Origin of the sequence: Neisseria dentiae (assembly GCF_014055005.1) — a bacterium.
Taxonomy (GTDB): domain Bacteria; phylum Pseudomonadota; class Gammaproteobacteria; order Burkholderiales; family Neisseriaceae; genus Neisseria; species Neisseria dentiae.
Genome location: NZ_CP059570.1, coordinates 459,265 through 486,081 on the forward strand (window position 1 = coordinate 459,265; position 26,817 = coordinate 486,081).

General features: G+C 56.0%; 26 protein-coding genes and 1 pseudogene. 16 read left to right on the top strand and 11 right to left on the bottom strand.

Annotated elements, in window-relative coordinates; translation table 11 throughout:
* The first annotated feature begins 3 nt into the window (after positions 1-3).
* The gene (gene xerD, locus H3L92_RS02135) at positions 4-894 is read left to right on the top strand and encodes a site-specific tyrosine recombinase XerD (protein WP_085364971.1); all 891 of its coding nucleotides are present in this window, start codon (positions 4-6) and stop codon (positions 892-894) included.
* A gap of 223 nt (positions 895-1,117) precedes the next feature.
* On the opposite strand, the gene mog is transcribed toward xerD, so the two are convergent.
* The 4 genes from mog to H3L92_RS02155 all read right to left on the bottom strand — a co-directional run bounded on the left by mog (position 1,118) and on the right by H3L92_RS02155 (position 4,928).
* Entirely contained in the window at positions 1,118-1,699 is a 582-nt protein-coding gene (gene mog, locus H3L92_RS02140) for a molybdopterin adenylyltransferase (RefSeq protein WP_115336276.1), read from the bottom strand.
* Between the two features lie 110 nt (positions 1,700-1,809).
* Positions 1,810-2,523 carry an S-methyl-5'-thioinosine phosphorylase gene (locus H3L92_RS02145; protein ID WP_085364969.1) on the bottom strand — a complete coding sequence of 238 codons (714 nt, stop codon included), beginning with the start codon at positions 2,521-2,523 and terminating at the stop codon, positions 1,810-1,812.
* Between the two features lie 97 nt (positions 2,524-2,620).
* Positions 2,621-3,664, bottom strand: a complete 1,044-nt coding sequence (gene adhP / locus H3L92_RS02150) for an alcohol dehydrogenase AdhP (protein WP_085364968.1) — start codon at positions 3,662-3,664, stop codon at positions 2,621-2,623.
* Positions 3,665-4,139: 475 nt separating this feature from the next.
* A complete protein-coding gene (locus tag H3L92_RS02155; RefSeq protein WP_085364967.1) occupies positions 4,140-4,928 on the bottom strand; it encodes an inositol monophosphatase family protein in 789 nt (262 codons plus the stop codon).
* A gap of 172 nt (positions 4,929-5,100) precedes the next feature.
* Between H3L92_RS02155 and H3L92_RS02160 the strand changes: the two genes are divergently transcribed.
* From H3L92_RS02160 to rpsO, 4 genes are all read left to right on the top strand, one after another.
* A complete protein-coding gene (locus H3L92_RS02160) occupies positions 5,101-5,910 on the top strand; it encodes an RNA methyltransferase (protein WP_085364966.1) in 810 nt (269 codons plus the stop codon).
* A gap of 58 nt (positions 5,911-5,968) precedes the next feature.
* On the top strand, positions 5,969-6,841 hold the full coding sequence (locus H3L92_RS02165) for a DUF1853 family protein (RefSeq protein ID WP_085364965.1): 873 nt from the start codon (positions 5,969-5,971) through the stop codon (positions 6,839-6,841).
* A gap of 68 nt (positions 6,842-6,909) precedes the next feature.
* Entirely contained in the window at positions 6,910-7,311 is a 402-nt protein-coding gene (locus H3L92_RS02170) for a hypothetical protein (RefSeq protein ID WP_085364964.1), read from the top strand.
* A 196-nt stretch (positions 7,312-7,507) separates the two neighbouring features.
* On the top strand, positions 7,508-7,777 hold the full coding sequence (rpsO, locus tag H3L92_RS02175) for a 30S ribosomal protein S15 (protein WP_085364963.1): 270 nt from the start codon (positions 7,508-7,510) through the stop codon (positions 7,775-7,777).
* Positions 7,778-8,057: 280 nt separating this feature from the next.
* Here the strand turns inward: rpsO and H3L92_RS02180 are convergent, their stop codons facing one another.
* Entirely contained in the window at positions 8,058-8,945 is an 888-nt protein-coding gene (locus H3L92_RS02180) for a LysR family transcriptional regulator (RefSeq protein ID WP_085364962.1), read from the bottom strand.
* Positions 8,946-9,053: 108 nt separating this feature from the next.
* Here H3L92_RS02180 and H3L92_RS02185 point away from each other — a divergent pair, with 108 nt between their 5' ends.
* The 3 genes from H3L92_RS02185 to ppk1 all read left to right on the top strand — a co-directional run bounded on the left by H3L92_RS02185 (position 9,054) and on the right by ppk1 (position 12,314).
* Positions 9,054-9,452 carry a DoxX family protein gene (locus H3L92_RS02185; RefSeq protein ID WP_085364961.1) on the top strand — a complete coding sequence of 133 codons (399 nt, stop codon included), beginning with the start codon at positions 9,054-9,056 and terminating at the stop codon, positions 9,450-9,452.
* Positions 9,453-9,510: 58 nt separating this feature from the next.
* Entirely contained in the window at positions 9,511-10,116 is a 606-nt protein-coding gene (locus H3L92_RS02190; protein WP_085364960.1) for a nitroreductase family protein, read from the top strand.
* A 140-nt stretch (positions 10,117-10,256) separates the two neighbouring features.
* Positions 10,257-12,314 carry a polyphosphate kinase 1 gene (gene ppk1, locus H3L92_RS02195; protein ID WP_085364959.1) on the top strand — a complete coding sequence of 686 codons (2,058 nt, stop codon included), beginning with the start codon at positions 10,257-10,259 and terminating at the stop codon, positions 12,312-12,314.
* Positions 12,315-12,600: 286 nt separating this feature from the next.
* Here the strand turns inward: ppk1 and H3L92_RS02200 are convergent, their stop codons facing one another.
* Genes H3L92_RS02200 through prmB form a run of 4 tightly spaced genes read right to left on the bottom strand, consistent with a single transcriptional unit; the run spans position 12,601 to position 15,985 of the window.
* Positions 12,601-13,122 carry a hypothetical protein gene (locus tag H3L92_RS02200; RefSeq protein ID WP_085364958.1) on the bottom strand — a complete coding sequence of 174 codons (522 nt, stop codon included), beginning with the start codon at positions 13,120-13,122 and terminating at the stop codon, positions 12,601-12,603.
* A gap of 51 nt (positions 13,123-13,173) precedes the next feature.
* Positions 13,174-14,175, bottom strand: a complete 1,002-nt coding sequence (locus H3L92_RS02205) for a hypothetical protein (RefSeq protein ID WP_085364957.1) — start codon at positions 14,173-14,175, stop codon at positions 13,174-13,176.
* Between the two features lie 16 nt (positions 14,176-14,191).
* Positions 14,192-15,040 (bottom strand): hypothetical protein, encoded by an 849-nt coding sequence (locus H3L92_RS02210; RefSeq protein ID WP_085364956.1) that lies wholly within the window; start codon positions 15,038-15,040, stop codon positions 14,192-14,194.
* Positions 15,041-15,085: 45 nt separating this feature from the next.
* Positions 15,086-15,985 carry a 50S ribosomal protein L3 N(5)-glutamine methyltransferase gene (gene prmB / locus H3L92_RS02215; protein WP_085364955.1) on the bottom strand — a complete coding sequence of 300 codons (900 nt, stop codon included), beginning with the start codon at positions 15,983-15,985 and terminating at the stop codon, positions 15,086-15,088.
* Between the two features lie 144 nt (positions 15,986-16,129).
* On the opposite strand from prmB, the gene glmM reads away from it, so the two are divergent.
* The 8 genes and pseudogenes from glmM (at position 16,130) to proX (ending at position 24,330) form a co-directional block, all read left to right on the top strand.
* Complete coding sequence (gene glmM / locus H3L92_RS02220) at positions 16,130-17,491, top strand: phosphoglucosamine mutase (RefSeq protein ID WP_085364954.1); 1,362 nt, start codon at positions 16,130-16,132, stop codon at positions 17,489-17,491.
* Positions 17,492-17,648: 157 nt separating this feature from the next.
* Positions 17,649-18,335 (top strand): DedA family protein, encoded by a 687-nt coding sequence (locus tag H3L92_RS02225; protein WP_085364953.1) that lies wholly within the window; start codon positions 17,649-17,651, stop codon positions 18,333-18,335.
* 210 nt (positions 18,336-18,545) lie between these two features.
* Complete coding sequence (speB, locus tag H3L92_RS02230) at positions 18,546-19,514, top strand: agmatinase (protein WP_085364952.1); 969 nt, start codon at positions 18,546-18,548, stop codon at positions 19,512-19,514.
* A 201-nt stretch (positions 19,515-19,715) separates the two neighbouring features.
* On the top strand, positions 19,716-20,330 hold the full coding sequence (locus H3L92_RS02235; protein WP_143824300.1) for a hypothetical protein: 615 nt from the start codon (positions 19,716-19,718) through the stop codon (positions 20,328-20,330).
* A gap of 421 nt (positions 20,331-20,751) precedes the next feature.
* Positions 20,752-21,957 (top strand): glycine betaine/L-proline ABC transporter ATP-binding protein ProV, encoded by a 1,206-nt coding sequence (gene proV / locus H3L92_RS02240; protein ID WP_085364950.1) that lies wholly within the window; start codon positions 20,752-20,754, stop codon positions 21,955-21,957.
* 183 nt (positions 21,958-22,140) lie between these two features.
* Complete coding sequence (gene proW, locus H3L92_RS02245; RefSeq protein ID WP_085364949.1) at positions 22,141-23,172, top strand: glycine betaine/L-proline ABC transporter permease ProW; 1,032 nt, start codon at positions 22,141-22,143, stop codon at positions 23,170-23,172.
* A 2-nt stretch (positions 23,173-23,174) separates the two neighbouring features.
* Positions 23,175-23,372, top strand: coding sequence for a hypothetical protein (locus tag H3L92_RS02250; RefSeq protein ID WP_169710482.1), 198 nt, complete (start codon positions 23,175-23,177; stop codon positions 23,370-23,372).
* Positions 23,373-23,482: 110 nt separating this feature from the next.
* A pseudogene (gene proX / locus H3L92_RS02255) lies at positions 23,483-24,330 on the top strand (glycine betaine/L-proline ABC transporter substrate-binding protein ProX).
* Between the two features lie 419 nt (positions 24,331-24,749).
* On the opposite strand, the gene ypfJ reads toward proX, so the two are convergent.
* Positions 24,750-25,586, bottom strand: coding sequence for a KPN_02809 family neutral zinc metallopeptidase (ypfJ, locus tag H3L92_RS02260; RefSeq protein ID WP_085364948.1), 837 nt, complete (start codon positions 25,584-25,586; stop codon positions 24,750-24,752).
* A gap of 149 nt (positions 25,587-25,735) precedes the next feature.
* Complete coding sequence (locus H3L92_RS02265) at positions 25,736-26,773, bottom strand: sensor histidine kinase (RefSeq protein WP_085364947.1); 1,038 nt, start codon at positions 26,771-26,773, stop codon at positions 25,736-25,738.
* Between the last annotated feature and the right edge of the window lie 44 nt (positions 26,774-26,817).

Here is a 26,817-nt window from a genome sequence, read left to right on the forward strand (position 1 = left end):
TTTATGCCGTCTGAAAAACACCCCGACACCCTTGCCGAACGCCTGCTCGAACACCTGTGGCTGAACCACCGTTTGAGCCAAAACACGCTCGATGCCTACCGCCGCGATTTGGAAAAAATCGCCGGCCGCCTGCGCGCGCAGGGGTTGGACTGGCAGACCGCGCAAAGTACCGATTTGGCCGCCGCCGTTTACCACCCCGACGAAAAAACACGCTCGCAGGCCCGCGCGCTGTCGGCCTGCAAGCGGCTCTACGGCTGGCTGCTCGAAACCGAACAGCGCGCCGACAACCCCACCCGCCGCCTCAGCGCGCCCAAGCAGGCGCAAACGCTGCCCAAACTGATTACCGAAGCGCAAATCGAGGCGCTGTTAAACGCGCCCGACACCGAATCGGCGCACGGCCTGCGCGACAAAGCCCTGCTCGAATTAATCTACGCCACCGGCCTGCGCGTGAGCGAAGCGGTGAAGCTGAAAGTGAACGAAGCCAACCTCGGCAAAGGCATCATCAATACCATCGGCAAAGGCAGCAAACAGCGCATCGTGCCGCTGGGTGCCGAAGCCGTGTATTGGATAGAGCGCTATCTGGCCGAAGCGCGGCCGCAATTATTGAAAAACCGAATCTGCGACGAATTGTTTGTGAGCCAGAAACGTGCCGGCATCAGCCGCCAACTGGCATGGATGATAGTGGAAAAATATGCCGAGGGCGCCGGCATACAGCACCTCAGCCCCCACGGCCTGCGCCATGCCTTCGCCACCCATTTGGTGAACCACGGCGCCGATTTGCGCGTGGTGCAGCTCTTGCTCGGCCATGCCGACATCAGCACCACGCAGATTTACACCCATGTTGCCAACGAGCGGCTGAAGAGCATCGTGCGGGAACACCATCCGCGAGGTTAGGGCAGGCCGTCTGAAATGCCCAAATGCTGCCATACTCGGGCTTGATTCGAGTGTTGGGTATTTCTTTTGAAGCAAAAAGATACTTGGTCAAGCCCGAGCATGACGCAGAGGTTTTAAGATATTGAAAGTGATTTTGCAAAGGCCGAAGGCCGTCTGAAAAGGTTTTCAGACGGCCTCCTTTTTGTTTCTATAAAAATAGTTAGGATAAACGGGGCATTCGGCGTTATTTCTGTTTCGGCCTGAACGCTTTGCACACCGCTTCGTCGGTTTCGATAAACGCCCCGCCGATTAGTTCGACGCAATACGGAATCGCGGCAAACAGGCCGTGGACTTTGATTTCCCCGCTTTCCCCGCGTACGCCGCCCAAGGTTTCGGCGATGGCTTTGGGACGGCCGGGCAGGTTGACGATTAAGCATTTGCCGCGTATGCCCGCGGTTTGGCGCGACAGGATGGCGGTCGGCACATAATAAAGGCTGATTTGGCGCATCTGCTCGCCGAAGCCGGGCATTTCTTTGTCGGTAACCGCCAGCGTGGCTTCGGGGGTAACGTCGCGCGGGGCGGGGCCGGTGCCGCCGGTGGTGAAAATCAGGTCGCAGCCGTCGCTGTCGGCCATGCGCCGCAGCACCGCTTCGATGGCGCTCTGTTCGTCGGCAACCAGCGCTTCGGCGAAGTTGAGCGGGTTTTTTACGGCGGCTTGCAGCCATTGTTTCAGGGCGGGGATGCCTTCGTCGGCATACACGCCGCTGCTGGCGCGGTCGCTGGCGGAAACGAGGCCGACGGTAACGGTGGGAAGGGGGTGCGGCATGGCGGCTCCTTGTTTGGTGCGCGGTGGCGGTGCTTGGTTTTCAGACGGCCTGATTGGGGTTTTGCCAAGGTTCATTGTCAACAGACCCTAGGGCCGTCTGAAACGGCAGTTTACAAATCCACCAGCAGGCGGCGGATTTTTTCGATGGCGTGGATGTCGTCGAGGTTGCACGCGGCTTCGCGGCCGCCGTTCATGCAGGCGATGCCGGTTACGCCGCACAGGTGGGCGTAGGGCAGGCCGAGTTCGCGGGCGAGCACGGCTTCGGGCATGCCGGTCATGCCGATAATGTCGATGCCGTCGTTGCGGTAGCGGCGCACTTCGGCGCGGGTGGGCATGCGCGGCCCTTGCAGGCAGCCGTAAACGGCGCGGCTGTGCACGGGCGTGTTGTGGCTTGCGGCGTGTTCGAGCAGGGCGCGGCGCAGGGCGTTGTCGTAGGGGTCGGAAAAATCGGTATGCACCACTTCGTGCTGCTGGCCTTCGAAAAACGTGCTGTGGCGGCCGAAAGTGTAATCGACCAAGTCGTCGGGTACCACCAGCGAGCCGGGTTCGTAGGCATCGCTCAATGCGGCCACGGAAGACACGGAAACCACGGCTTCGGCTTCTACGGAATGCAGCGCCCAAATATTGGCGCGGTAGTTGATTTCGTGCGGGGCGAGCGAATGGTTGAGGCCGTGGCGGGCGAGAAACACGATGCTGCGGCTGCCGAGCGTGCCGAACAGCAGCGGGCTGCTGGTGAGGCCGTAGGGGGTGCGCACGATGCGGCGTTGGGTAATGTTGAGTTCGGGCAGGCGGGTGAGGCCGCTGCCGCCGATAACGGCTATCATGGGCTGCTTTCTTCTTGACGGTGGAGGGCTATTGTAATGGATAAACAGGCCGTCTGAAATATTTCAGACGGCCTGTGTTTGATGCTGCCATCAGGGTTTAGTGATTACCGCAGCCGCAGCTTGCTTTCATGTCGATAACCATGCGGCCTTGGATTTTGCCGTCGCGCATTTCTTGGAAAATGGCGTTGGTTTCGTCGAGCGTGCGTTTCTGCACCACCGGCACCACGATGCCTTCGGCGCCGAATTGGAAGGCTTCTTCCAAGTCTTTGCGGGTGCCCACCAGCGAGCCGACAACTTCGATGCCGTCGAGCACGATGCGCGGGATAGACAAATCCATGGTTTCGGGCGGCAGGCCGATGGCAACCACGCGGCCGCCGGCGCGCACGGCATCCACGGCGGAATTAAAGGCGTTGCGCGAAACGGCGGTAACCACGGCCGCGTGCGCGCCGCCCACTTTTTCCTGAATCACTTTGGCCACGTCTTCTTTGGCGGCGTTGATGGTGAAATCGGCGCCCACTTCTTTGGCTAAAGCCAGTTTGTCGTCGTTGATGTCGATGGCGATAACGTGCGCGCCGAACACTTTTTTCGCATACTGCACGCCCAGGTTGCCCAAGCCGCCCGCGCCGTATATGGCAATCCATTGGCCGGGGCGCACGCCGGAAACTTTGATGCCTTTATAGGTGGTTACGCCCGCGCAGGTAATAGAGCTGGCTTGCGCGGGGTCGAGGCCGTCGGGCACTTTTACGGCGTAGTCGGCATCAACGATGCAGTGGGTGGCCATACCGCCGTCGGCGGTGTAGCCGGCGTTTAAAACGGTGCGGCAAAGGGTTTCGCGGCCGGTGTTGCAGTATTCGCAGGCGCCGCAGCTTTTAAACAGCCAGGCGATGCTGACGCGGTCGCCTTTTTTCAGGCGGGTTACGCCGGGCGCCACTTCGGTAACGATGCCGATGCCTTCGTGGCCGAGCACGCGGCCGGGTTTTTGGCCGTAATCGCCGGCGGCAACGTGCAGGTCGGTATGGCATACGCCGCAATATTCCACCTCTACCAGTGCTTCGTTGGTTTCGAGCGGGCGGATTTCGCGTTCGATAATATCCACGTTGCCGTCGCTGTTTTGGGTAACCACTGCTGCTTTCATTTTCATGGTGCATTCTCCTGATTCAAGTGATAAATGCAGAAACGGCGGTTGCGCGGCCGCTAGGGTCTGTCGACACAACGCAACGGCGGTATTTTTGGTCAAAATCCTCCGTCTGCGGCGTTAGGTAGCGTAGCGGACTTGCGAAGCTAAAATGCTCGCAAGGTGTTCAACCTTGCTGCGCTTTTTGCCTCAAAAACCGCTTCGCCGGTCGCGTCGACAGACCCTAGGCCGGCATAATCCGCATCTGCTGCTGAAGCGGAGTATGCGCTTTTTTCAAATAGGAATCAAACTTATTTTTGATATAAGTCATTGAAATTAAAAATATTTAATGTTACGTTATAACATCTTCGATAAAAAGGCAGAACAGGCCGTCTGAAATATTTCAGACGGCCTGCCGATATTTGCCTTGCCGCTTCAAACCAAAACGGAAATTTTACCGAGCCGGTGCCGGTTTCGGCGGGGCGGCGAAAGCCGCAAACGTTTATTTCACGTGCGGCGCGATGATTTGCAGCATCTGCGCCAGCACTTTCGGGTTGCCGGCCACCGTGTCGCCGCTTTCCAGCCAGCCTTCGTTGCCCTGCATATCGGTAACGATGCCGCCCGCTTCCTGCACGATTAAGGCGCCGGCGGCGATGTCCCACGGTTTGAGGTTGAATTCGAAAAAGCCGTCCAAACGGCCGCAGGCCACGGCGCACAAATCGAGTGCGGCCGAGCCTTCGCGGCGGCCGCCTGCGGTTTTGGCGAGAATGTCTTTCAGAATGGCGAGGTAGGTGTCCATCATGCTTTGGTCAACCACGGGAAAGCCGGTGCCGATCAGGCAGCGGTTCAGCTCGATGCGGTTGGATACGCGGATGCGGCGGTCGTTGAGCAGCGCGCCTTTGCCGCGCGAGGCCATGTATAAATCGTTGCGTTCGGGGGCGTAAACCAAGGCTTCCTGCAACACGCCTTTGTGCAGCAGCGCCATCGAGATTGCATATTGCGGATGGCCGTGCAGATAGTTGGTGGTGCCGTCGAGCGGGTCGATAATCCACTCGTATTCGGCGGTGGCTTTGCCTTGCGTACCGCCTTCTTCGGCGGTGATTTTGTGGTGGGGGTAGGCTTCTTTGAGGGCGTCGGCCAGAATGGCTTCGGAAGTGCGGTCGACATCGGAAACGAAATCGTTAAACGCTTTGCTGTCGGTTTTTACGGCGTCCAAATCGCGCGAGGCGCGTATCATCATATCGCCTGCTTTGCGCGCGGCTTTGAGGGCGGTGTTCAAAATCGGGTTCATGGTGGCTTTTCCAATCGGGCTAATCGGGTACAATAATGCGCAAACCAACTCGGCGTTTTGCGGTTTCCAATGTTTTTTAAAGAACGTTTCAGACGGCCTTTGCAATTTGGTTGCAGGCCGTCTGAACAGTGAAATCGAAGCCCGTATTATACCCCTGTTACGAAAATAAAACATGAACAATCCCAAACCCGCGCTGCCGGATTATCTCGGCAATATCCGCATCGTGCTCGCGCGCACCAGCCATCCGGCCAATATCGGCTCGGCCGCCCGCGCCATGAAAACCATGGGGCTGCACCGCTTGACGCTGGTGGCCCCGCAGCTTATCGCCACGCCGGTAACGGAAGTGCCGCCCGTGTTCGATGCCGCCAACCCGCAGTCGTTCAGGCTGCCCGAAGAAAGTTTCGTGCTGGCTTCGGGCGCGGCAGACGTGCTCGAAAACGCCCGCATCACCGCCACGTTGGATGAAGCGCTGGCCGGCACCGCCTTAAGCTGCGCCCTCACCAGCCGCAAACGCGAGCTGACCGCACCGCTGCAAACCCCGCGCAAGCTGGTTCCCGAGCTGTTGCAGGCCGCCGCGCAGGGGCAGCAGGTGGCGCTGGTGTTCGGCAACGAAACTTTCGGTTTGAGCATCGAAGAAGTGCAAAGCTGCAACCGCTTGATGACCATCAACGGCAACCCCGGCTATTTCTCGCTCAACCTCGCGCAGGCCGTGCAGGTGGTGTGCTACGAGCTGTTCAGCCAAACCGATGTGCCGATGACGCATCTGGCGCAGGAAACCCGCCCCGCCACCCACGAACAAATCGCCGGTATGGTTGCCCATATGCAAAGCGTGATGGAAAGTGTGGGCTTTTTCAACCGCCGCAACAGCGAGCGCCTGATGCGCCGTATGCAGAGCCTGTTTATGCGGGCAGGCACGCAAACCGAAGACATCGATATCTTGCGCGGGTTTTTAAACACCGTTAAACGCAATTTGAAAGATTGAGTTTGAGGCCGTCTGAAACCGTTTCAGACGGCCTGTATCCCATGAATCATAAACAGCTATGAATTATTCCCTCGACGCCCTGTGGTGGCGTTTGACCGACCCCGACGTGCGCGCGCTCGCCTCGGTTCTCACCGCGCCCGCCCTCTGGCACAGCGGTGCCGAATTGGGCGTGTGCGAACTGTTGGGCGACAAAGGCTTCCGTTATCTGCTCGATTTGGACGGCAACCCCGAAAACCTGCGGCAATATCTGCAAGCGCGCCGTCCGTTCGGCAACCGTTTGGGTTGGTATGCCGAAAGCCTGCTGGCATTTTGGTTGGAAACCGCGCCGCATACCGTGCTGTTGGCGCAAAATGCCGTGGTGCAAAACACACAAGGCCAAACCGCAGGTGCGGCCGACTTCATCGCTCGAATTAACGGGCAGCCGTGCCACATCGAACTAACCTGCAAATACTACGGCAGCCGAAACGGCAGGCCGTCTGAAATGGCCGGTTTGAACCCGCGCGACCGTTTGGCCGATAAAGCCGCCAAGCTCACGCAGCAAACCGCCCTGCTGCAAACCGAAGCAGGGCAGGGCGTGTTGCACGGGTTGGGGCTGCAACCGCAGCAGGTGCGCGCCGTTACGGTGGTGCGCGGCATCGGTTTTTCGGCCGCCGCGCAGCCCGGCAGCCAAGCGCCGTTAAACCCCTATTGCTGGCACGGTCTCTATATAGAAGACTGGGCGGAATATGATTTTTCAGACGGCCTCAAGCGTTATTACGCTTTGCCGCGTATGGATTTTTTAGCCCCCGCGCGCATCGCCGGAAACGAAACGCAGGGTGCAGACGATATCCGCAGTTTGGAAAGCGGCCTGGTTGCCGAACTCGAACGCCGCCCCGACGGCTATTGGCATGAAGCCCGCCGCCTGATGAAGGCAGACCGAGCCGGCGCGTAAGCCGTGCAATTTTCCCGAAAAAAGCGTAAATTCCGTTTTGAGGGGTATCCGCCCGAAAGGAGAGCGTTATGAACAAAACCCGCACCTTGATTGCCTTAGCCGCCGCCCTGCTGCTGGCCGCCTGTGCCGTTACCCCCGAACAGCGCGCCGCGCGCGAAGCGGCGCAGAAAAAACGCGAGCAGGATTTGCAGGTGGCGCTGGCGGCGCAGTGCGACAAAGAAACCGCACAACTGATGCGGCAGCAGTTCGAATTGTCGGCAAACCCGGATGCGTCCGTGCAAAAATCGTTCCGCCTGCGCTATGTGGATAAGGTTTCCGACCCGATGTTCCAAGCCTGCTACAAAATGGCATGGCAGAACTACCTTGCCCGCCAAGAGCTTGAGCGTATGCGCTATTACGACGATTGGGACGATTTCTACTATCCGTTCCGCGGGCCGTTCCGGCGGCCGTTCTGCCATTATTGCTGGTAGGCCGCAGCTTTTTTAAACAGGGGCCGTCTGAACAAACGGCTTCTTCGGTACGGTTTTCACAAACCCGTGCAAACCGTTGCAAACTGTGGCATAATCCCGCTTTCCGTTTGAAACGGATTTCAGGAGTTTGCACGGGTTTCGGCTTGGCAAACTTGTCCGAACCGCAAGGTTCATTATTTTTCGGAGTTTATCCATCATGGCATTGACCGTAGAACAAAAAGCACAAATCGTTAAAGATTTCCAACGCAAAGAAGGCGATACCGGCTCTTCTGAAGTGCAGGTTGCATTGTTGACTTTCCGCATCAACGACCTGACCCCCCACTTCAAAGCCAACCCCAAAGACCACCACAGCCGCCGCGGCCTGTTGAAAATGGTGAGCCAACGCCGCCGCCTGCTGGCCTATCTGCGCCGCACCCAGCCCGATACCTACCGTAACCTGATTACCCGTTTGGGCCTGCGTAAATAATCTTGATTCTGATGGCAAACGCCGCTTCGTTTTATAAAGAAGCGGCGTTTTTTATTGCAGGGTGGGCTTGCAAAGGTTTTAGGCCGAGGCCTTTGAAAAAAACCGTTTTAATCCTGAACTTATTTATATTTCGTCATACTCGGGCTTGACCCGAGTCTCTCTTTTTCTGCTTAAACCAAAAGATGCTCGGGTCAAGCCCGAGCATGACGATACTTGGGCGTTTCAGACGGCCTAAACAACTTGCAAAGGTCTCAGCCTTACCCGGCATATTCCGCTGCGTTCAACCGGCGGTTTTCTCGCTTAAAAAATCGATAAAGCTGCGTACTTTCGCGCTTAAAAACGTGCGGTCTATATAGGCCGCATATAGTTTGGTGGTGAAAATATGGTAATCCGGCAGCAGCTGCACCAGTCTGCCCGAAGCCAAATCTTCGTCCACGCACCATGCAGGCTGGTAGCCGATGCCGGCGCCTGCGCGGATCAGGCTGCCTGTCATCAGCGCGCTGTTGGAGTGGGCAACGGGGTTCAAGGCCAGTTTGGTGCGCTTGCCGCTGCCGTTGTGGCGTATTTCGATGCCGCTCATATCCACATAAGAAGCCAGCACCGCCGGATGGTTGCCAAGCTCTTCGGGGGTTTGCGGCACACCGTTGCGGCGCAGATAATCCGGCGAGGCGAGCAGCAGAAATTCGATATCGGCCAGCGGCTTCACAATCAGCGAAGGGTTGGGCGTGTCGGATACGCGCAAGGCCAGGTCGTAACCTTCGGCAATCAGATCAACGTGGCGGTTGCTCAGATCAAGATAGAGCGACACGTCGGGGTAACGTGCGGCGTATTCGGCCAGCCAGCCGCTGAAACGCGGGTTGGCAAACCAGCGCGGCATGGTGATGCGCAACACGCCCTGCGGTTTGTCGGTGCCGTTGGCGGCTTTGCGGGCGGCGGTTTCCAGCGTTTCGAGCGCGTAGCTGCATTGGCGGAAATATTCTTCGCCCGTTTCGGTTAAGTGCAGGTTGCGGCTGTTGCGGTGCAGCAGTTTGGCCTGTATGGTGTTTTCGAGATGGCTCACGTGTTTGCTGGCCATGGCGGTGGAAATGCCGAGCTGTTCGGCGGCGCGGGTGAAACTGCCGTTTTGCACCACTTGGCGGAATACTTTGAGGCTGAACAGGGTGTCCATGATTTCTTATCAGTAAACGTTGTTTCAATAAAAGGATTGTATATCAATAAAAATTAAACGGCTATACTGCGCACATCTTAACAAACACACACTCCTGAGGATTTTTTTATGGGCGTTTTATCGCGTTTTCAGCCTGTTATTCTTTCTATTCTGCGCATTACCGCAGCCTATATGTTTATGCTGCACGGCACGGCGAAGCTGTTTGCCTTGCCGCATATCGAAAGATTCGATAATTTGCAGTTGATGTCTCTTTCCGGCATTGCGGGTGTTTTCGAGGCCTTCGGCGGCTTGCTGCTGTTGCTCGGTTTGTTTACCCGCCCCGTTGCATTCGTGCTTTCCGGTTTGATGGCTTCGGCTTATTTTATTGCACACGCTTCTGCCGCGCCTTTGTTGCCGCTGATTAACGACGGTGAGCTGGCTGCGTTATACTGCTTCGTTTTTCTCTATTTGGCTTCTGCCGGCGGCGGCGCGTGGGCCTTGGACAACGCATTCAAAAAAGCGGCATAAGCGCTTTGCCCTGTTTGAATATTTTATTAAAACCAGCTGATTTTATTAAGGAAATATTATGACTTACCAAAATATCCAACAAACGGCGCAAACCCGCCGTTCGGTTTATGCGTTAAACAAAAACCTGCCGCTGCCGGCATCGGAAGTGGCGGGCATCGTTGAGCACGCCGTGCTGCACACGCCTTCTTCGTTTAATTCGCAATCTACCCGCGTGGTGGTGCTGTTCGGTGCCGAGCATGAAAAATTGTGGCAGTTTGCCGAAGATGCGTTGCGCGCCATCGTTCCTGCCGACAAATTCGAGCCTACCCGACAAAAACTCGATATGTTTAAAGCCGCCGCAGGCTCGGTGCTGTTTTTTGAAGATCAAGAGGTAGTGAAAGGTTTGCAGGCGCAATTCCCCACTTATGCCGACAACTTCCCCGTGTGGGCCGAGCACACCAACGCCATGCACCAATATGCCGTGTGGACCACGCTGGCCGCAGCCGGCATCGGTGCCAACCTGCAACACTACAATCCGCTGATTGACGCGGCCGTGGCCAAAGAGTGGGATATTCCCGCTTCGTGGACTCTGCGCGCGCAAATGGTGTTCGGCGGCATTGCAGCCCCCGCAGGCGAAAAAACGTTTGCTCCGTTGGAAGGCCGTTTCAAAGTGTTCGGCGCATAATTTGCTTTTAGTGGTTGATTAACCGATAGTTAGGCCGTCTGAATGTTTTTCAGACGGCCTGTCGTTATGATGATGAAAGTATTGCCGAAAATGCTATACTTTGCGGCTAATACCCATACTGCCGGATTACGGAGCAAATAATGTCTGAAACCAACCGATTACTCTGCCGCGAACTCAGCCTTCTGGCCTTCAACCGCCGTGTGTTGGCGCAAGCGCAGGATACGCGCGTGCCGCTGTTGGAGCGCCTGCGCTTTTTGTGCATCGTATCGTCGAACCTCGACGAATTTTTCGAAGTGCGCATGGCCTATCTCAAGCGCGAGCAGAAGCAGCGCCCCAACCTGATTCTCGACAGCGGCAAAACCCCCGCCGAAACCATCGCCGCGGCCCGCGAAGAAGCCCGCGCGCTGATACGCGAACAATACGCCCTGTTTAACGAAGAGCTGCAACCGGCCTTGAGCAAAGAAGGCATACACTTCTACCGCCGCCGCAACTGGACACCCGAACAGCGTGCGTGGATTCAAGATTATTTCGACCGCGAGCTGCTGCAAATCCTCACCCCCATCGGCCTCGACCCTTCGCACCCGTTCCCGCGTCCGCTCAACAAATCGCTCAACTTCGCCGTCGAATTGGTGGGCACCGACGCATTCGGCCGCGCCTCGGGCATGGCCATCGTGCAGGCGCCGCGCATTCTGCCGCGCGTGCTCAAACTGCCGCCCGAAATCTGCAACGGCGACAACGGCTTCGTGTTTTTATCGTCGATTCTGCACGAATACGTCGGCAAACTCTTCCCCGGCATGGAAGTCAAAGGCTGCCACCAGTTCCGCCTCACGCGCGACAGCGACCTGACCGTTGACGAAGAAGACCTCAAAAACCTGCGCACCGCCATCCAAAGCGAACTGCAAGACAGGGAATACGGCGACGGCGTGCGCCTCGAAGTGGCCGAAACCTGCCCCGCCCATATCTACGAATTCCTGCTCGGCCATTTCAAACTCGATATCGACGAACTCTATCAAGTGAAAGGCCCCGTCAACCTTGTGCGCCTGATGGCCGTGCCCGACATGGTAGAACGCCCCGATTTAAAGTTTCCGCCTCGCACGGCGGGGCTGCCCAAAAGCCTGACCAAAGGCAAATCGGTGATTGACGCCGCCGCAGCCGCCCCCGTGCTGCTGCACCATCCCTACCAATCGTTCGAGCCGGTGGTGCGCTTTATTCAGGAAGCCGCCGCTGACCCCGACGTGGTGGCCATCAAAATGACGATTTACCGCACCGGCAGCAGCTCCGAGCTGGTGAAAGCCCTGCTGCGCGCCACGCAGGCGGGCAAAATCGTAACCGTGGTGGTGGAGCTGATGGCGCGTTTCGATGAAGCTAACAACGTCAACTGGGCGCAGCAGCTTGAAAACGCTGGTGCGCACGTGGTGTACGGCGTGTTCGGCTACAAAGTGCACGCCAAAATGGCGCTGGTTATCCGCCGCGAAGAAGGCGTGCTCAAACGCTACGCCCACTTGGGCACCGGCAACTACCACCAGGGCACCTCGCGCATCTACACCGATTTCGGCCTGATTACCGCCGACGAAGACCTCACCGCCGATGTGAACACCCTGTTTATGGAAATCACCGGATTAGGGCAGCCGGGCCGTCTGAACAAACTCTACCAAAGCCCGTTTACCCTGCACACTATGCTGATGGAAAGCATAGCGCGCGAAATGCGCCACGCCCAAGACGGCCGCCCCGCATGGATTATCGCCAAGATGAATTCGCTGATCGAACCCGGCATCATCGAAGCCCTATACGCCGCCAGCGCCGCCGGCGTGCAAATCGACCTGATTGTGCGCGGCATGTGCGCCCTGCGCCCCGAAGTGCCCGGCCTGTCCGACAACATCCGCGTGCGCTCCATCATCGGCCGCCAGCTCGAACACTCGCGCGTGTATTATTTTTATAACGACGGCGAAGAAAACACCTATATTTCCAGCGCCGATTGGATGGGCCGCAACTTCTTCCGCCGCATCGAAACCTGCACGCCCATCGAAGACGCCGCCCTGAAAGCCCGCGTGATACGCGAAGGCCTCACCCTTGCCCTGCAAGACAACCGGCAGGCATGGCTGATGCGCCCCGACGGCAGCTACGCGCGCGCCGAGCCTGCCGAAGGCGGAGAAGAGGCCAGCCTGCAAGACCAACTGTGGGCGGAATACGGCGCTTAACGGAGCGGCTGTTTGGGAAACAGATACAGGTTGAGACCTTTGCAAAATTCGTTTAGGCCGTCTGAAATATTCAACCATCGTCATTCCCGCGTAGGCGGGAATCCAGTCATTTTTTATAAGTTATTGAAATAAAATACTTGATGGTTTTAAGGCTGGATTCCCGCCTGCGCGGGAATGACGGGATACGAACGTTTTCAGGTTTGAATTGGTTATTTTGCAAAGGTCTCAGGCCGTCTGAAAACTGTTTTCAGACGGCCTTTAACTTGTTTCTGTTTGAGCAGAAGCATCACTCGGCACTGCGTTTTTTAACCAAATAATACTTTCCGTATTTCTGCGAAGAAACCGCCGCGCAAAGATTTTCGCCGCATATTCTTAAATCGGCTTCGTTAACTTTTTGCGTTAATTCCGCAGTCAGTTTGTTTTGGTCGATTGCCGATTTATAGTGGTAAAGCAGATAAGAGGCGCTGATAACAATGGTTGCCAGGCAGATTACCGCCCCCAGCCAGTATTTGAACACAAGCTGTTTGTGTTTGCGGTTTACTGCTTCGAGGCTGTTTTCAAGCTGCTGTATTTTAAAACCTAAAGATTTATTTGATTCATACAGCGTTTGATTATAGCGGCTGATAGCCTTTTCCAGCCCTTTTTCCACACTGCCTGCCGCAATATCTGCCAATTCTTTGCGCTGCATCTGCAAAGACTGCTGAAGGCTGCTGTCTACCTTTTTGGCCAAGCCGCTGCATTCTTTCTGAAACGCATAGAAAAAGGCCGACATTTCTTTTTGCATGTTGGTCAAATTATCTTGGTTCACGATCTTTCTTTCACAATACTGTTAAACGGGAGTTGTCAGTGCTGCTGCATTTCAGCTGAAAAAAGAACGCGACATGGACACCCTTTGGTTTTCGAGTGCCTGCTGCCTTTCCAGCATTTCCTGTTCTTTGCCGTATTCTTCCACACGGGCCAAAAACTGCTCCACGTCTTTTTCGGTAACGTTTTTTTCTGCAAATTCCAAAAACGGGTTTTTTTCCTGCGAATGGGCGTGTTGTTGCGGCAGAGGCCCTTCGGCAGGGTTTTGTTCGCGGCTGTAGCCGTAGTGCCGTTCCTGCTCCTGCTCTTCCAAACGGCTGAACAGCAGCGGTTTGATGCGGCTGGCGTTTTCCAGCCACTGCTCCGCCTCTTTGCGGTCGCGTTCGGGGACGCGCTTCATTTCAAACACCTTGAATGTTTGCGCCTGAATCTGTTCTGCCATGGCGGTGTCGATTTTCAACCCTTTGTCGTCAACGTAGATATAGCCTCTGGCAAAATCCTGCACATAATTGTAGAGTGCCGCGCTGGCAATCAGTGCGTCCGCCCCGTCGCCCTGCGTTTTGGCCAGCTCCTGCCATTTTTTCTCCTGCGCCGCTTCGCCGCCGTTGTAGGCACCGATAAACTTCATCGGTGTTTCCAGTGTCCAGTTGTCTATGCTGAGGTTGTGCCGTTCGAATACCGCCTTATGGAACTCACGCATCTGGTCAAATTCAATATCTGCCTGTGTCTTGCCATTTCCCTTGTCAATATTTTGACTTAAAGCCGCCAGATAGCCGCGCGCCATATCAATGCGGATTTCATTCAGCTCGCGGTCGCTGAAATCGCGCCCCGAAGAGTCTTTCATAAACATCACCGCCGCCCGGCCGGTTATCGAGCCGCGGATTTCGGGCTGGCTGCTGTTCCAGCCGTTGGCCTCGGCCACGCCTTTTGCCCAGCCGGCATAGTTATAGCCCTTGTTCAGCAAATCGTTGTAAACCTCAATAACGCCTTCTACTTTCTTTGTCGCTATCCGGTCTTGGTAATCTTTAATCATTGCCTGGTTAATCGGTTGTGCCATTATGTCTCCTTAATGTTTATTCCCTATTGATATACCTGCCCGTTGCGGGGTCGACGATAAAGCTTAAAAACGCCCGCTTGGCGGCCGCTTCAATTTTCTGCCAGTCGGCCAGCCGGTGCCGGTCGTATAATAAACTAAATTCAATCATCATGTTATCTGTTGCTGCAAAGTGATGCTTGCAGGGCGGTGTCGGCACTTGGTTGGTGCTGCATTTGATATAGGTGCGTACATGGCCGTCAGGGTAGCGGGCAACAAACACGTCATCGGGGTAGCCGCCAACCACAGTTTTGATTTTTGGGGCGGCGTAAACTTCCAACCCATACAAAACTTGATCGGTTTTATGATAGGTATCTTCGGGGCGGATGGGTTTGATGTCCAAATCGTTTTGCAGATAGCGGTCAAACAAATCTTTTCGCCCTAGAAAATCCACACCATTGGTTACGCCGACGCTCACCCACGGATGCCCCGACTGTTTGCGCTGTTCCCTAAGAGCCAAACTGTCGGTAAAGCGGTCGTCCCTTATTTCCCCGGTCTCGAAATTCAGCTCGAAAGAAAATCTCTTCATTTTTGATTGGTAGTTGCGCGGCGGGGCTTTATAGGTTTCCCATTCGGGAGAAAAGGCGGTGGGCGTATCTTCCCAAGAAGGGAAGATGGCCACATAGGAGGAAACCCTGATCGGCCTGCCGCCCATATTGCCAACCACATCGGGGGCTTTGTAGTCGCTCAGGTCGTCGCCGAACGTTTTTATGCGGTTGCCCTGCGCCGCCTGTGTTGCGGGGCGCTGTTTTTCGGGCGGATTGCAGCCGCATAAGAGCAGTGCGGCGGCGGCAAGGCACAGCAGGGAGTGGTGGAAATGCTTTTTCATGGGATTGCCTTTCAAAAGCGGAAACGGTTTTTTCAGACGGCCTGATTATTCCCCGCCCAGAAGCTGTTCGCGCGTGAGCAGAAACACGAAGCCGTCGCCGCCGCTGGTTTCCAGCCAAGTGAACGGCAGTTCGGGATAAGCGGCTTCCAGCACGTCGCGGTTATGGCCGATTTCAACCAGCAGCACACCTTTTGGGTTTAAGAACTTGGCGGCCTGCAAGATGATTTCGCGGGTGGCGTCGAGACCGTCCGAACCGCTGCCCAGGGCCAGCTCCGGCTCGTGCAGGTATTCTTCGGGCAGTTCGGCCACTGATTCGGCATCGACGTAAGGCGGGTTGGAAACGATTAAATCGTATGTGCCTTCCAACCCTTCGAACAAATCGGTGTGGATCAGGTTGATGCGCTCTTCGAGGCCGTAGCTTTCGATGTTGACGGCGGCCACTTCCAAGGCATCGAGGCTTAAATCGACGGCATCGATTTCGGCGGCGGGGTAGTGGTGCGCCATTTGGATGGCCAAACAGCCGCTGCCGGTGCACAAATCCAGTGCGCGGTGTACCAGCTCTTCATGTTCTATCCACGGCAGCAGCGGTTCGCCTAACAGCTCGTAAACAAACGAACGGGGCACAATCACGCGCTCGTCGACATAAAAATCAAACTCGCCCTGCCAGGCCTGATGGGTGAGGTAGGCCACAGGAATGCGTTCGGTTACGCGCCGCTCGATCAGGCCGAGCACTTCTTCTTTTTCGGCGCTCAGCAGCTTGGCATCGAGATAGGGTTCGAGCGTGTCTAACGGCAGGTTGAGGGTGTGCAGTATCAGATAGGCGGCTTCGTCGTGGGCGTTGTCGCTGCCGTGGCCGAAATGCAGCCCGGCTTCGTTGAAACGGCTTACGGCAAAGCGCAAAATATCGCGCACGGTGGAGAGGTGTTTGGCGGCTTCGGAAAACATGGGGCAATCCGTGGGTTGGAAGAAAACGCGATTATAGCCGATTCGGTTTCAGACGGCCTGCAAACAGCAAAACCTTGTAAACCGCTGGATACGGCGGCAGGGCTGCTTTACAATAGCAGCTTCAATTTAACGGAGTGTTTTTATATGGCAAAGAAATATTTCGGCACCGACGGCGTGCGCGGTGAAGTGGGTCAGTTTCCGATTACCCCCGATTTTGTATTGAAGCTCGGTTATGCCGCAGGCCAGGTGCTGGTTCAGCACGACAGCGAACACAAGCCTACCGTGATTATCGGTAAAGACACCCGTATTTCAGGTTATATGCTCGAAGCCGCATTGGTGGCCGGTTTTACCGCCGCCGGCGTCAACGTTATCCAAACCGGCCCGCTGCCCACGCCCGGCGTGGCCTATCTCACGCGCGCGCTGCGCCTGTCGGCCGGCGTGATGATTTCCGCATCACACAATGTTTATTCCGACAACGGCATCAAATTTTTCGCCGAAGGCGGCGTGAAGCTTTCCGACGAAATCGAGTTGGAAATCGAAGCCAAACTCGACGAAGAAATGAAAACCCTGCCTTCCGACAAACTCGGCCGCGCCCGCCGCGTGAACGGTGCCGACGACCGCTATATCGAATTCTGCAAATCCACTTTCCCCGCCAACCTCGATCTGCGCGGCCTGAAGCTGGTGGTGGACACCGCCAACGGCGCAGGTTACGACGTTGCGCCCAAAGTGTTTCACGAGCTGGGTGCGAAAGTGGTGGCCATCGGCAACGAACCCGACGGCTACAACATCAACGAAAAATGCGGCGCCACCCATCCGAAAGCCTTGCAGGCGGCGGTGCTGCAAAACGAAGCCGACTACGGCATCGCGCTCGACGGCGACGGCGACCGCCTGATTATGGTGGATAAAAACGGCAAGGTTTACGACGGCGACAGCCTGATTTACGTGATTGCCAAAGCCCGCGCCAAAGAAGGCGTGGAAATCGGCGGCGTGGTCGGCACCGTGATGACCAATATGGCGATGGAGCTGGCCTTGAAAGAGCAAGGGGTTGCCTTCTGCCGCGCCAAAGTGGGCGACCGCTATGTGCTCGAGCAGCTGCATCAGCGCGGCTGGTTAATCGGCGGCGAAGCCAGCGGCCATATTCTGTGTATGGACAAACACAACACCGGCGACGGCATCATTTCGGCCCTGCAAGTGTTGGCCGCTCTGCGCATTCTGAAGCAGGACCTGATGACCGTGTGTTCCGACTGGCAGGCGTTTCCGCAAACCATGATCAACGTGCGTATTCAAAAAGGGCAGGATTGGCAGAGCGCCTCGAAAGACGTGCTGGCCGAAGTGGAAAAAGAGCTTGAAGGCAAAGGCCGCGTGGTGTTGCGCGCTTCGGGCACCGAGCCTGTGGTGCGCGTGATGGTGGAAGCCCGCCAGATCGATCAGGCCAAAAAAGGGGCGGAACGCATCGCCGCCGCCATTCAGGGCACGGCGGAATCTGCGGCAAAAGCCAAGAAATAAGCAGGTTGTTTTCAGACGGCCTGCGGGAAAAGTTCGGCAAGATTGTTTTCAAACCGCGGTTGCCCGAAAATGCGGCGCGGCCGTCTGAAAAAACAGTAAAGACGGGAAGCGGTATAGCGGATTCCATACAATCAAACCAATAAGGAACACAAGCATTATGCTTGCGATTTTAGAAGCGTTTTTTATCCAATACGGTTACGCGGCGGTGTTTTTGGTGCTGCTGGCGTGCGGGTTCGGCGTGCCGATACCCGAAGACGTTACCTTGGTGGCCGGCGGCGTGATTTCCGGCCTGGGCTATACCAACGTGCATATCATGGTGGCGGTGGGCATGCTCGGCGTGTTGGCGGGCGACGGCCTGATGTTTGTTGCAGGCCGAGTGTTCGGCCATAAAATCTTGAAAGTGCGCTTTATCGCCCGCGTGATGACGCCGAAACGCTATGCGCAAGTGCAGGAAAAATTCGATAAATACGGCAACCGCGTGCTGTTTGTCGCCCGCTTCCTGCCCGGCCTGCGCACGCCGATTTTTATCACCGCCGGCATCAGCCGCAAAGTTTCTTACCTGCGCTTTTTGATTATGGACGGCCTGGCCGCGCTGATTTCGGTGCCGGTGTGGGTGTATCTCGGCTCATACGGAGCCGAAAACCGCGAATGGCTGATGCACAAAGTGCACCAGTTCCAATCGGGGCTGTTCGTTTTAATCGGCATCGGCGCGGTGGTGTTGCTGTATTTCTGGTGGAAGAAACGCCAACGCCAACGCTTTTTTCGCGAGCATATCCGCAGCATCCGTGCCAAACGCAAAGAGCGCAAGGCTGCGCGCAAAGCGGCGGAAAAGCAGGCCGATTGACAGCATATTTATAGTGAATTCAAATAAAAACTCCGAAATGAAATAACTGCATTCAAACTTGCAATTGGGCGATATGCTAAAGAATCGTTTTACCCTACTTCGGCATTCTTATTTTAATCCACTATAAAAAGGGCTTTCAGGCCGTCTGAAAGCCTTTTTCTCTTTTTCAGACGGCCAAAACATATTTATTTTTGCAAGAGGGCAGACAATATGAACGGAAAAATCTACGGCGACGGCGCGTTCCGCCGCGAAACGCTGCAAGGCTCCACCATCGAAAACACCTATGCCGGCGCCTTATCGTTTATGCGCCGCCGTTACACCCGCGATTTGGCCGGTGTCGATGTGGTGGTGTCGGGCGTGCCGCTCGACCTGGCCACCACCTTCCGCCCCGGCGCACGTTTAGGCCCCGCCGCCATCCGTGCCGCCAGCGTGCAACTGGCCGAACTAAACCTGTTTCCGTGGGGTTTCGACCCGTTCGACGATTTGGCCGTTATCGATTACGGCGACTGCTGGTTCGATGCCCACCAACCGTGGACGATACGCGAAACCATCAAACAGCACGCGCTCGACATCATCATCAACAGCAATGCCAAAATGCTCACTTTCGGCGGCGACCACTTCATCACCTATCCCTTATTGCAGGCGCACGCCGAAAAATACGGCAAGCCCTTGAGCCTTTTGCATTTCGACGCCCACTGCGACACTTGGCCCGACGACGCGCCCGAATCGCTCAACCACGGCACCATGTTTTACAAAGCCATTAAAGACGGCCTGATCAATCCGCACACTTCCGCGCAAGTCGGCATCCGCACCTGGAATAGCGACTTTATGGGTATGAATATGCTGTTTGCGCCGTGGGTGAACGAAAACGGCATCGAAGCCACCGTCAAACGCATCTACGACATCATCGGCAACCACCCCGTTTACATCACCTTCGATATCGACTGCCTCGACCCCGCGTTCGCCCCCGGTACCGGCACCCCCGTTCCCGGCGGCCTCAATTCGCATACCGCACTGGGCATAATCCGCGCGCTGGGCAATTTGAATATCGTCGGTATGGACGTGGTGGAAGTTTCACCGGCCTACGACAACGCCGAAATCACCGCCATCGCCGCCGCCCACGTTGCCGCCGATATGCTGTGCCTGATGCGCAATAAGAAAGTGGCGGGCATGCTGTAACCGTGCCGTTTTTCGGGCAGGCTTGGCAAAAGGCGTTTGAGGCCGTCTGAAAACACCTGATTCCGTCATACTCGGGCTTGACCCGAGTATCTTTTGGTTGCAAAAGCAATGCAGACAGAGGCTTTTGCAAAAATCAAACATTTCAGACGGCCTGAAGGCAGTTTTGCAAAAGTCTCATATTTTTAATAAGCGGGAGTGAGTATGGATTTATCAATGGCGGTAATGATTTTGGCATCGGGGCTGATTCATATGTATGCGGGCGTGCTGCTGTTTTCGGGGCGCGACCGCCGCAACCCGTGGCAGAGCAAAGATAATGTGATTGCCAACACGCCCGACAAAAATATTTTTGCATCGGGCATTCTCTGCCTTTTGGCGGGCAGTTTCTGGATGATGCCGCTTTACTATCTGGCCAAGCTGCCCACGTTTGCGGGCATGGTGGCGTTTATTTCTTTTGCCCTGTTTGTGCTGTCTTGCACCGTGTTCTATGTGGCCGCGGGCTTTGCGCTTTATGCGTATAAAAAAGACCAAACGGGCGGCAACCCCGTGCAAAACATCATCAAAATCTATGCGCTGGTTTATATTTTTTGGGCGGCGGTGTATTCGCTGGCCATGATGTCGCTGGGGCTTTCGGGTGTGTTGGCTATGAACGCCTTTCATTATCTGAGCCTGCCGCTGCCCGCGATTCTGATTATCCAGCTCGGTTTGGGCGTGAAATTGAGAAAAACGGCTTATTTCACGGATATATCCGGCACGCTGGCGGTGATGATGTCGCTGTTGTCCACCGTAAATATTATGGTGTCGAACCAGATTCAATAAAAACCGCTTTTGAAAGCACAGGCCGTCTGAATATGTTTCAGACAGCCTGTGCTTTTTTAAAAACAGCTTGGTTAAGCTTTGAGTTCTAAATAATCATAATAATCTGTTTTAACGGCATCTTTTAAATTCATAAATTCATTATATTTAAATATGAATGAAAAATAATCATTTTAAAATAAGTATTAAAATTTAAAAATCTATTTAATAAATAAATTAATCTATCTAACAAAATCATTTTAAAAAGAAATTTTTGAAAATTTTCTATGCTTTTTGTTTGTCAGAGTAGGGTAGTGTTCGTCATATTCAATAGCTTTTCACTTTCAAACATGGGGAAATGAATTGCTAATTTCAATTTTCAAACTTGAACCTTGGCGGCAGTTTCTGTTAGGGTAAAAAACAGTTAACCCGCTAGAAGATTGAAATGACTGAAAAATCCACGGCCAAACTCACGGTTAGAAATCTTTACAAGATTTTCGGCCCGCATCCGAAAGCGGCACTCAAGCTGCACGGCAAGGGTTTGTCGAAAGAGGAAATTTTTGCCGAAACCGGCAGCACGGTGGCGGTGGCCGATGTGAATCTGGAAATCTACGAAGGCGAGATTTTCGTGATTATGGGTTTGTCCGGCTCCGGCAAATCCACGCTGGTGCGCCTGTTCAACCGCTTAATCGAACCCAGCGGCGGCCAGGTGCTGATCGACGGTGAAGATGTGGTGGCGATGGACGACGCGCGGTTGCGCCAAGTGCGCCGCGAAAAAATCAGCATGGTGTTCCAATCGTTTGCGCTGATGCCGCATCTGACCAACCGCCGCAACGTGGCGTTCGGGTTGGAGATGGCGGGCGTGGCGGAGGCCGAACGCAACGGGCGGGCGCAGGCGGCTTTGGAGCAGGTGGGCTTGGGTGCCTACGGCGACAGCTACCCCGACGAATTGTCGGGCGGTATGTGCCAGCGGGTGGGCTTGGCGCGCGCGCTGGCGAACAATCCGGCCATTTTGCTGATGGACGAGGCGTTTTCGGCGCTCGACCCGCTGATACGCACCGAAATGCAGGACGAGCTGATTAACCTTCAGGCGCATGAAAAGCGCACCATCGTGTTTATTTCGCACGATCTCGACGAAGCGATGCGCATCGGCAACCGTATCGCCATCATGCAGGGCGGCAGCGTGGTGCAGGTGGGCACGCCCGACGAAATCCTGCGCCAACCCGCCAACGATTATGTGCGCTCGTTTTTCAAAGAAGTGAACGTGTCGCAGGTTTATACCGCAGGCGATTTGGCGCGGCGCACGCAGTTGACCTTTCCGCACCGTGCAGGGCAGGACAATATGCGCAGCTTTTTGAAGCGCATGCGCGATCACGACCGCGAATACGGTTTCCTGCTCGACGATGAAAAGCATTTTGTCGGCGTGATTTCCGCCGATTCGCTGAAAGAGGCCATCAGCCGGCAGGAGCCTATCCGCGCCGCCGTACTGCCGGATTTAGCCGCCGTGAAGGCCGACACGCCGATACGCGATATGCTCAATACCGCCGCCCAGTTTCCCTGCCCGGTGCCGGTAGTGGACGCGCAAGGCCGCCACATCGGCTCGGTGAGCAAGGTGGCGCTGCTGGAAACGCTAAGCCCGCCGGAAGAGTAGGCGGGCGGCTTGCAGCGGCTCAATACAGATATACCGTTAAGGCGGCAGGTTTTCAGGCCGCCTGAACCGGACTTTTCAGACGGCCTTTTCTAACAACAAACATCCGGTCCGTATCTGCCCTCAGGGCGCGTCTTACCACATTTATCCCGCACAATAACAACCCCGTTCAGAAAGGATACCGCCATGCCGGCCGACAATCCTTGGGGCACCGCCCCGCAAACCGCCGCCGAAAGCGCCTCAGCCGCTTCGGCCCCCGCCACCGACACGGCCGCCGCGCTTTCCGCCGGCCAAGCCGACGGCCAGCCGTTTTCGTGGTTGCAGCCGTTCGACCATGCACGCATTCCGCTCGACCGTTGGGTGGAACAGCTGATCGCGTGGGTAGTGCAGCATTTCCGCGGCTTTTTCACCGCCGTCAAAGCACCGATCGATTGGACTTTAACCACCATCGAAGGGGCGTTGCAGGCCGTGCCGCCGCTGGTGTTGATTGCCGTGCTGGCGCTCTTGGCGTGGCAGCTTGCCGGCAAAAAGCTGGCGCTAGGCACCTTGGCGGGCATGCTGTTTATCGGCCTGATCGGCGCGTGGCAAGAAACCGTTACCACTTTGTCGCTGGTGCTGACCGCCGTGCTGTTCTGCATGTTGATCGGCATTCCCGCCGGCATTGCGATGGCGCGCAGCGAAAAAATCGCCAGGGTACTGCGGCCGCTGCTGGACGCGATGCAGACCACGCCCGCGTTTGTGTATCTGGTGCCGATTGTGATGCTGTTCGGCATCGGCAACGTGCCCGGGGTGGTTGTAACGATTATTTTCGCCGTGCCGCCGGTTATCCGCCTCACCAACCTAGGTATACGCCAAGTGCCGGAAGACTTAATCGAAGCCGCACATTCGTTCGGCGCCGATGCCAAACAAATGCTGTTTAAAGTGCAACTACCGCTGGCCATGCCCACCATCATGGCGGGCGTGAACCAAACGCTGATGCTCAGCCTGTCGATGGTAGTGATCGCCTCGATGATTTCGGTGGGCGGCTTGGGGCTGATGGTGCTGCGCGGCATCGGCCGCTTGGACATCGGCTTAGCTTCCATCGGCGGCTTGGGTATAGTGATTATGGCGATTGTGCTCGACCGCATGACACAATCGCTGGGGCAGAGCAGCCGCAGCAGGGGCGAGCGTTGGTACCGCACCGGCCCCGTCGGCCTGTTTAAAGGCAAAACCGCTTAACCGTGAATATTTTCTTTTCAGACGGCCTTACGCCGCCGACACCGCTCAGGCCGTCTGAAAAAAGAGTTTTGCCCGCTGTTTGCAACCGTTCAACCAACCCAAAGGAGTACGCCATGACCCCCCGTTCCAACCGCATCCTTCCCGCCGTTCTGCTCACCCTCGCGCTGGCCGCCTGCGGGCAGCAGCAAAGCGCAGAGTAGGCGGCAACCGCATCCGCACCGGCCGCGCCGGCGGCCAAAGCCAGCCCGGCAAAGGCGTGAGCGTGCAGGCGCTGCAAAGCCCGCTTTCCGAAGAAAGCTTCCAAACGCTGGTGGTCAACAGCCTGCTCAAAGAGCTAGGCTACGACGTGAAGCCCGTGAAAGAAGTGGATTACAGCGCCGCCTACACCGCCGTGGCCAACGGCGACGGCACGTTTTTGGCGGTCAACTGGGATCCGCTGCACAACGAAATGTATAAAAACGCCGGCGGCGACGGCAAGTTTTACCGCGAAGGCAACTACATCACCGGCGCCGCACAAGGTTATTTAATCGACAAAAAACTGCCGACCAACACAAAATCACCAACCTTGGGCAATTTAAAGACCCCGCCATCGCCAAACTGTTCGACACCGACGGCGACGGCAAAGCCGACCTCACCGGCTGCCAGGCAGGCTGGGGCTGCGAAGCGGCCATCGAATACCAGCTCGACGCCTATAAACTGCGCGACCGCATCACCCACAAACAGGGTCAATACGCCGCGATTATTTCCGACACCATCGCCCGTTATAAAGAAGGCAAGCCCGTGTTTTACTACACTTGGACGCCGTATTGGGTGTCCGGCAAACTCGTGCCCGGCAAAGACGTTGTGTGGCTGCAAGTGCCTTCCAGCGCCAACCCCGAAAACCAGGACACCACCGCGCCCGACGGTAAAAACTACGGTTTTGCCGTCAACAACGAGCGTATCGTTGCCAACAAAGCCTTCGCCGAGGCCAACCCCGCCGCCGCCAAACTGTTTGCCGTGGCGCAACTGCCGATTGCCGACGTGAACGCCGAAAACACCCTGATCAGCGACGGCGAAAGCAAACCCGAACAAATCCAGCGGCACGCCGACAACTGGATCAAAGCCAACCGCACCACCGTCGACAAATGGCTGGAAGAAGCGCGCGCCGCTGCGAAATAACGGTTCGGCCGCATTAATATAGCGTCGATCAACTTAAGAAAGTACACGTCATACTCGGGCTTGACCCGAGTATCTCTTTTTTTTCTAAAACAAACAGATGCTCGGGTCAAGCCCGAGCATGACGCAAGTGTTTTAAGGTATTGAAAAAAAATTTTGCAAAGGTCTCAGGCCGAGACCTTTGCAAAATTCAACACCCCCCTGAAAAATCTGATTTCCGTCATTAGCTTCGCAAGTCCGCTGTGCTCCCCCCGCGCAGGCGGGAATCCAGACGCTTGGCATTCAAGTATTTGTTTAATCAATACTTCAATATTTCCATCTGGATTCCCGCCTGCGCGGGGGGAGCACAGCGGACTTGCGAAGCTAATGACGGGATTTAAACATTTCAGACGGCCTGTTTTCTTTTTTTGAAAGCAAATATTTTAGTTGGAAGCAAACGTATTGCATTGGTTGATGTCGCCGCCCTGCATACCGCGCTTGAACCATTCCATGCGCTGGGCAGACGAGCCGTGGGTGAAACTGTCGGGCACGGCATAGCCTTGCGCCTGTTGTTGCAGGCGGTCGTCGCCCACTGCTTCGGCGGCGGCCACGGCTTCTTCGATGTCGCCCTCTTCAAACAGTTTCTGGTTAACGGCGTAATGCGCCCAAATGCCGGCAAAGCAGTCGGCCTGCAATTCGAGCTTCACCGAAAGCGCGTTGGCCTGCGTTTTGCCCACGCTCTGCTGTGCCTGGTTCACCTGCGGCAGAATGCCGAGCAGGTTTTGCACATGGTGGCCGACTTCGTGGGCGATCACATAGGCAAACGCTGCATCACCCGCTGCACCGAGTTTTTTGCGCATATCTTCATAGAACGATAAATCCAAATACACTTTGCGGTCGGCAGGGCAGTAAAACGGCCCCATCGCCGCTTGGCCGGTGCCGCAGGCGGTTTGGGTGCCGGCGGTGTAGAGCACCAGCGTGGCGGGTGTGTAGCGGCTGCCGCGTTTGCTGAAATAATCGGCCCACACGGCTTCGGTGTCGGCCAGCACCACGCGCGAAAGCTCGTTCAGTTGGGCTTCCTGCTCGCTGCTGAGTGAAGACTGTTGTGCGGCGGTGCCGATTTGCGGCGTGCCGACAACGCCGGATAAATCCACGCCGTAATAAGCACCCACCAGCAAAATGATGATGCCGATGATGCCGGTGCCTTTGCCGCCGATGCGGCTGCCCTGGCCGCGGCGGTCTTCTACGTTAGAGCTTTGTTTTCTTCCTTGCCAGCGCATGGCCTGATTCCTTAGTCGGATAAAAAATATGGCGGCATTATACGCCAGCTTTGCGGGGCTTAAAGCGGCAGCGGGAAGGACGGCGGGATTTTTACACAAAAGGCCGTCTGAAAAACAACTTTTCAGACGGCCTCGATGCGGTTCGGCTTTTAACCGAACAACTGCTTCAAATCGGAAGATTTTCTGCGGTAAGGCAGGCGGATATCGACGCGGAAAATACCGTCGAGCTGGCGGCTTTTAATCACCGCATCGTTGTCGTACATCAGCGCCAGGCGCTCTTTCAGGTTGCGCAGCGCCATAGAATTGCCTTTGTGGGGCTTGGCGTTTTCCTGGCTGTCGGTAGGCACATAGGGGTTTTCGATGCGGATATAGATCCAATGTTTCTGGCGCGTGGTCAGCACCGAAATGCAGCCGGGGCGGTGGGTGGATTCGATGCCGTGGAACACGGCGTTTTCCAGCAGGGGCTGCAACAGAAGGTGCGGCGTTTCGGCATCGTCGGGCGCGTGGTGCTGCCACATCACTTGCACGCGCGTGTGGCCCATGCGGATTTGCTCGATGGCGATGTATTCCTGCGCCCATTCGATTTCCTGCCCCAGCGTGCTGTTTTGGCTGCCGTCGCGCAGTTGGGCGCGGAACAGGTTGGCCAGGTTTTCGAGTAGGGTTTCCGCATCATAGGGGCGCAGGCGGATCAGGCTGATGGCGGCGTTGAGGCTGTTAAACAGAAAGTGCGGGCGGATGCGGGCGGTCAGCGCGCTCAAACGTGCTTCGGAAAGCGAGGGTGCCAGGCTGTAACGGCGCGAGGCTTCGGTGTACATAAACCCCAACGCAAAGAAATTAAACAGGAAAAAATGCTGCCAAAACGACATACGCTCGCCCAATACCACATAATCCACCGCCACAAACACCAAAAGGTTGGAGAGGTGCACGATGGGCACGGCGAATCTGGATTCGGTAATGCGCGGTAGCGCGCTCGCCAGCACATAGCCTTTCACCAGAATCAGCAGCAGCGTGGGCGCCGCCCATGCCGCATTGTCGTAAACCTGCCTGAGATAGCTTTCCGAAGAGTTATTGATCAGCGGAAACAGCAGCAGCCCCAGCATGCTCGTCAGCATCAGGCGCGAGATGGTGCCGAAATTGCGTAAATCGGGAACTGCAAACCAAGAGTGTATTTGACGTATAATAGGCATCTTTACAACAAAACCCTAATAATGCGATAAGCGAGCGGACGAAT